Source organism: Kitasatospora sp. NPDC048540 (assembly GCF_040651175.1).
Taxonomy (GTDB): Bacteria; Actinomycetota; Actinomycetes; order Streptomycetales; family Streptomycetaceae; genus Kitasatospora.
In genome coordinates, this window is sequence record NZ_JBEZIR010000221.1 from 1 (window position 1) to 7,183 (window position 7,183).

General features: G+C 75.2%; 7 protein-coding genes. 2 read left to right on the forward strand and 5 right to left on the reverse strand.

Going from position 1 to position 7,183, the window contains the following annotated elements:
• Positions 1 to 76: 76 nt before the first annotated feature.
• The 3 genes from AB0D08_RS39770 to rpe form a co-directional block, all read right to left on the reverse strand.
• Entirely contained in the window at positions 77 to 1,036 is a 960-nt protein-coding gene (locus AB0D08_RS39770; protein WP_033821500.1) for a pirin family protein, read from the reverse strand.
• Between the two features lie 145 nt (positions 1,037 to 1,181).
• The gene (locus AB0D08_RS39775) at positions 1,182 to 2,135 is read right to left on the reverse strand and encodes an alpha/beta hydrolase-fold protein (RefSeq protein WP_359895231.1); all 954 of its coding nucleotides are present in this window, start codon (positions 2,133 to 2,135) and stop codon (positions 1,182 to 1,184) included.
• A 115-nt stretch (positions 2,136 to 2,250) separates the two neighbouring features.
• Positions 2,251 to 2,934: a ribulose-phosphate 3-epimerase gene (rpe, locus tag AB0D08_RS39780; protein WP_359895233.1), complete on the reverse strand. Its 684-nt coding sequence runs from the start codon at positions 2,932 to 2,934 to the stop codon at positions 2,251 to 2,253.
• A gap of 167 nt (positions 2,935 to 3,101) precedes the next feature.
• Here rpe and AB0D08_RS39785 point away from each other — a divergent pair, with 167 nt between their 5' ends.
• Entirely contained in the window at positions 3,102 to 3,956 is an 855-nt protein-coding gene (locus tag AB0D08_RS39785) for a hypothetical protein (RefSeq protein WP_033821502.1), read from the forward strand.
• Between the two features lie 68 nt (positions 3,957 to 4,024).
• On the opposite strand, the gene AB0D08_RS39790 is transcribed toward AB0D08_RS39785, so the two are convergent.
• A complete protein-coding gene (locus AB0D08_RS39790; RefSeq protein WP_359895235.1) occupies positions 4,025 to 4,699 on the reverse strand; it encodes a C39 family peptidase in 675 nt (224 codons plus the stop codon).
• A gap of 161 nt (positions 4,700 to 4,860) precedes the next feature.
• A complete protein-coding gene (locus tag AB0D08_RS39795; RefSeq protein ID WP_033821508.1) occupies positions 4,861 to 5,832 on the reverse strand; it encodes an aldo/keto reductase in 972 nt (323 codons plus the stop codon).
• Positions 5,833 to 5,976: 144 nt separating this feature from the next.
• Here AB0D08_RS39795 and AB0D08_RS39800 point away from each other — a divergent pair, with 144 nt between their 5' ends.
• Complete coding sequence (locus AB0D08_RS39800; RefSeq protein WP_359895238.1) at positions 5,977 to 7,092, forward strand: hypothetical protein; 1,116 nt, start codon at positions 5,977 to 5,979, stop codon at positions 7,090 to 7,092.
• Positions 7,093 to 7,183: the final 91 nt, after the last annotated feature.

Genomic DNA, 7,183 nt, shown 5'->3' on the forward strand with positions numbered 1-7,183 from the left:
CCGCGGCCGGCCGGCGGGGCGGGGGGCCCCCCCCGGGGGGGGGGGGGGGGGCGGCCCCCCGCGGCGGGGCGCCGGATCAGCGGGCGCGGCCCCGGGGCTTGAGGGGCGTCGCGGGCAACTGCGGGGCCGGCAGCCGGTCGCCGTCGTAGCCGTGCACCTCGCCGAAGCGGGTGCCGGCCGTCCACTGCTGCTGCGCCTGCCGGATCTCCTCTCCGGTCCGGCCGATGAAGTTCCACCACATGATGATCTTCTCCTGGAACGGTTCCCCGCCCAGGAGCAGGAGCGAGCTGTCGCTGTCTGCGTGGAGCGGGAGTTCGGCGCGGCCGCAGCCGAGGTAGAGCATGGATCCGGGGTCGAGGGGGACGCCGTCGACCTCGGTGCGGCCGCTCATGGTGAGGACGGCGTACTCGAAGTCGGGCTCGAGGGGCAGCCGGTGGCGGGTGCCCTCGCGGAGGGTGAGGTCGGCGCCGACGAGGGGGGTGTGGGTGGTGCCGGGGGAGGTGGCGCCGTCGAGGGTGCCGAGGATGAGGTGGGCGGTGAGGCCGGGGGCGGTGACGACGGGCAGATCGGGGTGGTGTTCGAAGGCGGGGGCGGTGTGCCGGTGGGTGTCGGGGAGGGCGACCCAGAGCTGGGCGCCGTGCAGGAGGCGGGAGTGCCGGCGGGGGGACTCCTCGGAGTGCGAGATGGCGTGGCCGGCGGTCATCAGGCCGAGTTCGCGGGGGCGGACGGTCTGCAGGCTGCCGAGGCTGTCGCGGTGCAGGATCTCGCCCTGGTGGAGCCAGCTGACGGTCTGCAGGCCCATGTGGGGGTGCGGGGGGACCTGCATGCCGGGTTCGTCGGCGATGTCGTCGGGGCCGTAGTGGTCGACGAAGCACCAGGCGCCGACCATCCGCCGCCCGAGGTTCGGCAGCAGCCGCCGTACCACCGTCGACTCGCCGAGCGGTACCGTCCGGGCGGTGAGCAGGTCCTTCACCGGGCCGCCGGCGGCTTCCCGGCCGCACGTGGTGGGGGTGGGCCTGAGGTCGAGGTTGCTCATCCGGGCTCCATCGCCGTCGTCGTGTGCTGCGGCCGGTCACCCGGACCGGTCGAGGTCGATCATCCGCCCGCGCCGGCCGAACGCGAAGCACCCGCCGCCGGGCGCCCCGGCGCTTCTCGCCGCACGCCCCGGTCCGGTGCGCCGGTCAGCCCCGCCCCAGGGCGAGCCCGAGGAACGACAGCGCCTCGGGCGCGACCCGGCGCCAGAAGCCCTCGGTGTGCTCGCCGTGCGGGAAGCGCGCCACCGCCGCCCGGGCGGTCAGCGTACGGGCGGCCGGGCAGAACGGGTCCTCGGTACCGCACCAGACCCCGAGCGGGCGCCCGTGCGGCCGGTCGAGGTGCAGCAGCGGCTCGTGCTCGCGCCAGTCGGCCTCGTCGCGGAAGCCGTCGACGGTCCGGGCGTCCGGCCAGCCCCGGAACAGCGCCGGGCTGAGCAGCGCGACCGGGCCGAACTCCGTACCCCGGTCGCGGGCGTACCGCAGCGCGCCGGAGCCGCCCATCGAGATGCCGAGCGCGGCGCCGGGCGGGCGCAGGCCCTGCGCCGCGAGGGCGGCCGGCAGTTCGGAGCGCAGCATCCGCTGCGGGTCGTCGCCGGGCGTGCGCTCGTGCCAGTAGGTGGCGTCCCCGCCGTCGACGGCCACCAGCGCGAACGGCGCGGTGCCCGCCGCCGCCGCGGCGGCCAGGAACTGCGGCAGACCGAGGTCGGCCATCGCCTGCGCGTCGCCGCCGCGTCCGTGCAGCACCACGCAGACCGGCAGTTCGGCGGCGGGCCGGCCGCCGGGCGGCAGCATGGTGATCATCCGGACGGTGCGGCCGCGGGCCGCGGAGCGCAGGTCCACGCCGTGCACGGGCCCGGCCGTGACCTGCGGCACCGTACCGTCGGGCCCGGTGAGACCGAGCGCCCGGCGCAGCCGTACCCCGCCCGGCAGCAGGTCCGCCGCCATCGCCGTGCCCACGGCGCCGCCGGCCACCGCCAGGCCGCCCAGCCCGACGGCGGCCCGCAGCAGCCCCCGGCGCCGCGGCCCGGGTACCGGTGCGGCCGAATCCGACCCGGGCTCCAGGTCCGGTCGCGGTTCGGTCTGTGATCCCTGCTCGTGCACGGCTCCCCCTTGGCATCTCGACGGCGGTCGGCCACCCCACGCGGCCACCCCACGCGGCCGCGTCCCGCGTCCCGCACCCCACGGCCGGTGCCGCGGGCCCGGGACCGACGGGCCGTCAGTGGCGGCAGGCCCAGGGGGCGGTGGCGGTCACGGCCTCGGCCTGGGCCCGCAGGGCGCGCACGGCCTCGGCCGGGTCCTCGGCCCCGTACACCGCGGTGCCCGCGACGAAGACGTCCGCGCCGGCCTCGGCGCAGCGCTCGATGGTGCTCGCGGAGACGCCGCCGTCGACCTGGAGCCACAGGTCCAGGCCGTGCTTGTCGATCAGCTCCCGGGTGCGGCGGATCTTGGGCAGCATGATGTCCAGGAAGGCCTGGCCGCCGAAGCCGGGCTCGACCGTCATGATCAGCACCATGTCGAGCTCGGGCAGCAGGTCCTCGTACGGCTCGATCGGGGTGGCGGGGCGCAGCGCCATCGACGCCCGGGCGCCCTTGGCGCGGATCTCGCGGGCCAGCCGGACGGGTGCGGCGGCGGCCTCGACGTGGAAGGTGACGGAGCCCGCGCCCGCCTCGACGTACTGCGGTGCCCAGCGGTCGGGCTGCTCGATCATCAGGTGGCAGTCCAGCGGGGTGCCGGTCGCCCGGGCGAGCGACTCCACGACCGGGACGCCGAGCGTGAGGTTGGGGACGAAGTGGTTGTCCATGACGTCCACGTGCAGCCAGTCGGCGCCTCGGACCGCCTCGGCCTCCTCGGCCAGGCGGGCGAAGTCGGCGGAGAGGATGCTGGGGTTGATCTGAGCCATTTGAGGGTACCTTCACAACTCGGTGCGGGCGGTCGTCGCTGCCTTCTGGGGGACATCATCTCGCGTACGCGGCCCCGGGCGGGCGGCGGCCCGGTCCCGCGACCCGCGTCGCACCCGACGCGTGCCAGGGCCGCGACCACCGCGGTCCGTTCCGAGAAAGGTGTCCGATGGCCGAGCTGGCTCACCCTGCCCGTGCCCTGTGGTGGCTCTTCGAGCCGGTCCACGCCCTGACCTACTTCTCGCCCGAGGGCCGGGCGGCGTACGAGGCGGCGGGGCTGCGGGGCAGTTGGCGCGGCTACTTCGCCGGGCGGTCGGCGCCGCTCGGGCCGGTGGACGCGGCGCCGGTGATCGCGGCCTTCTTCAACTTCGCGCCCGGCATGGTCGAGCGGGCGCTGCCGGACGTCTGGGGGCGGGCCACCCCTCAGGCCGCGCTGGCGGCCCGGGTCTCGGGGGCGGAGGCGGCGCTGGCGCGGGTCCTGGAGCCGGTGAAGCCGCACCTGATCGACCGCTCGGTGGAGCTGCTGGAGCGGGCGGTGGACGGCCTGGACTGCTGCGGGCGGGTGCTGGCCGCCGCCAACGCCGCCCTGCCGCGTCCCGAGGGCCGGCTGGGCCGGCTCTGGCACGCCACCACGGTGCTGCGCGAGCACCGCGGTGACGGCCACGTGGCCGCGCTGGTCACCGAGGGGCTGGACGGCTGCGAGGCGCTGGTGGTGCGCTGCGCCCTGGACATCCGCCGCGAGGTAATGCAGCCGTACCGCGGCTGGACGGACCAGGAGTGGGAGGCGGCCACCGCCCGGCTGACCGAGCGCGGCTGGCTCGAGGCGGACGGCTCGCTCAGCGCCGAGGGCCGGGCCCGCCACCAGGCCCTGGAGGCGGCCACCGACCTGGCGGCCGCCCGGGTCTGGGCCGATTTCCGGCGGGCCGAGCTCGACGAACTGGCCACCACCCTGCGTCCGATCTCCACCGCCTGCCGGGCCGAGCTCCCGCAGCTCAACCCGATCGGCCTGCCGGTCGGCAGCTGATCCGTCCGCCCGCTCCGCGCGGGGGCGACCCAGTGGGCCCGCCCAGTGACCGGGCCCAGTGACCCGGCTCAGTGGCCCGGCGCCGCGGTCCGCCGTCCGGTGCCTGCGCTGACCCGGCCGCGGCGGGGCGGGCCCAGCAGGATGCCCCGCCCGGCGTAGAACCGCGGCAGGTCCGCCCAGGGCACCCGGGCGTACTGCTGCGACCCGTCCGGGAAGCCGGACGGGTTGTGGATCAGCAGTTCGTCGTCGTTCGCGCCGACCGCGAGCACCAGGTGGCCGCCCTGCCGGGGTGGTTCGGGGTCGAGGGTGCGGATGCTCGGGTGCACCGAGAGCATCAGCAGCCGGCCCTCGGCGATCTGCCCGGCGAGTTCCTCGGCCGGCAGCGGGGAGCGGGCGTCGGCGTACAGGCCCCACCGGGTGCGCACGTACTCGGCGAACGGCCGGTGCAGCAGCCCGTCGAGCCGGCCGTCCGGGTGGCGGACGTACGCCCCGGCGGCCAGGCACTCCTCGGCCAGCCGGATCGAGGCGGGGGCGACGCCCCACCAGAAGTCGAGGGCCATCCGCAGGCAGGCCATCCCGCAGATCCGCCAGGACCAGTACTCGTACTCGTCCTCGCTGGCCGCGCCGGAGCGTTCCCACAGCGGGTCGTCACCGGCCCGGACGGTGCCCGCCAGGATGTCCGGCACCAGCTCGGGCGACTCCCACTGGGAGTAGTACGGGACCTGATTGATGATCGGCTTCACCCCGCCATCCTGACGCGTCCGGGCGCCGATGCCCGGTAACCGCGCAGCGGGGCCGGTGCGCCGGGGTGCGGCGGCCCCGCCGGGCGGGCGCGACCGGGCGGGGTGCTCCCGGTGGTGCCGGCCGCCGGGCGGACCCGGCGGCCGGTACCGGGCCCGGTCGGCTACCAGGCGTAGTCCTCCGGGGCGGTACGGCGGCCCGGGAAGATCTCGTCCAGCCGGTCGAGGGTCTTCTGGTCGAGCGTCACGTCCAGCGCCCGGACGGCCGCGTGCAGCTGGTCCAGGGTGCGCGGGCCGACGATCGGGGCGGTGACGGCGGGCCGGGCGAGCAGCCAGGCCAGCGCCACGTCGCCGGGCTCGTGGCCGAGTTCAGCGGCCAGGTCCTCGTACGCCTGGAGCTGCGGGCGCTTGGACTCCAGCGTCTCGGCGGAGCGGCCGGTGGAGCGGCGCACGCCCTGGGCCTCCTTGCGCAGCACGCCGCCGAGCAGTCCGCCGTGCAGCGGGGACCACGGGATCAGGCCGAGGCCGTACTCCTGGGCGGCCGGGATCACCTCCAGCTCGACGTTGCGCTCCAGCAGGTTGTAGATCGACTGCTCGCTGGTCAGGCCGAGGAAGTTGCGGGCCTTGGCCGTCTCCTGGGCGCGGGCGATGTGCCAGCCGGCGAAGTTGCTCGAGCCGACATAAATGATCTTGCCCTGGGCGACCAGCACCTCCATCGCCTGCCAGATCTCGTCCCACGGCGTGGCCCGGTCGACGTGGTGCATCTGGTACAGGTCGATGTGGTCGGTCTGCAGGCGGCGCAGGCTGGCGTCGACTGCGCGGCGGATGTTGAGCGCCGAGAGCCGGCCCTCGTTGGGCCACTCCCCCATGTCGCCGTAGAGCTTGGTGGCGATCACGGTCCGCTCGCGGCGGCCGCCGCCCTTGGCGAACCAGCTGCCGATGATCTCCTCGGTACGGCCCTTGTTCTCACCCCAGCCGTAGACGTTGGCGGTGTCGAAGAAGTTGATGCCCTGTTCGTGGGCGGTGTCCATGATCTCGTGCGCGTCGGCCTCTTCGGTGTGCGGGCCGAAGTTCATGGTGCCGAGGCACAGGCGGGACACGGTCAGGCCGGTACGGCCGAGGTGGGTGAACTCCATGTCCGTCAGCCTCTGCCGCACCGGCTGCTTTGTCCAGTACCGATCGGCGACGGGGGTGTGCCGGATTCGTGGACAGGCTGACGGAGTGTCACTAATGTCCAGCACGGGGGAATCGGCAGGTTCGAACGGATGGGGGGACCATCGGTGTACACGGTTGCGGGTCAGCGGTACACGGGACAGGAACTGCTCGCGAAGCTCCGGGAGTTGGCGGACGACGAGGCGAGCGGCGTGGTCTGGCACGACGGCTACGTCGCCGCCCTGCCGGAGCTGGCGCAGGCCGGACGGACGGTGTTCGCCTCGGTGGACGCGGTGCTGCTCGGCCTCGGCGGATGTCTCACCGGCCGGAGCGTCTACGCCTACGCGTACCGGGCGCAGGTGGACCTCACCGCCCGCAGGCTCCTCGCCGGGGGCCCGGAGTTCGAGAACTCCGGCCGGGACAAGGCCTTCAACCGGCTGAACTGGGTGCAGCAGGGCCACGGCGACGACGCCTACCTGAAGCTGCGCGACGGCAGGTCCCCGTACGACGCGGTGCGCGACCTGGTGGACAACTCCGGTGGCTGGACGCTCGACTGCGCCACCTTCGTGCAGGCCGTGCAGCTCGGTGCGTGGGCGGCGGCGGTCGGCCGGGCGGAGTTCGACCGGGCGGCGCGGCAGCCGTTCACCCTCAAGGACCACGGGTCGACCGGGCTGAGCCACCACAAGCTCTGGTTCAAGGAGGCGTTCGGCTCCCCGTACCGGCTGCGCACCCCCGCCACCGACCGTTCCAGGGCGCAGGAGCCGGTCGCCGACGTCACCGACCGGCAGCTGCTGGCGTCCGCTCCCCCGGGCAGCCGGGTGGCCTTCGTCAACTCCGACCCGCAGGCCGAGGGCGGCGACTTCGAGCGCGAGAACACCCTCAAGCTGCCCGACGGCACGTACGCCTCGCACCCGTTCGGCATCCTGTCCGCCGCGGACATGAAGCGCGCCCTGGCCCTGCAGACCGTGCTGCGCTACGGCGAGGAGATCGACGCCACCCTCGCCCGCGCGGAGGCCGGCGAGCACGGGTCGATCACCGCCGAGGAGGCGGGCACCGCCAAGGCCGAACTCGACCGGCTGGTCGCCGGCGGCGACCGCACGGCCCTCGCCGAGTGGATCCTCGACCACCGGACCTGGACCGAGAACCTGCTCTACGACGACCTCGCCGAGTACGTCGAGGATTTGGTCTACCTCAGCGAGGTGGAGATCTACACCATCACCCCGGAGACCACCGCCCGGCAGTGACCCGCCGGCGCCGGTGCGACGGCCGGGGGGGGCCCCCGCGGGGGGCCCGCCCCCCGCGCGGCCCCCGGCGGGCCCGCGGTCGGGGGGAGAG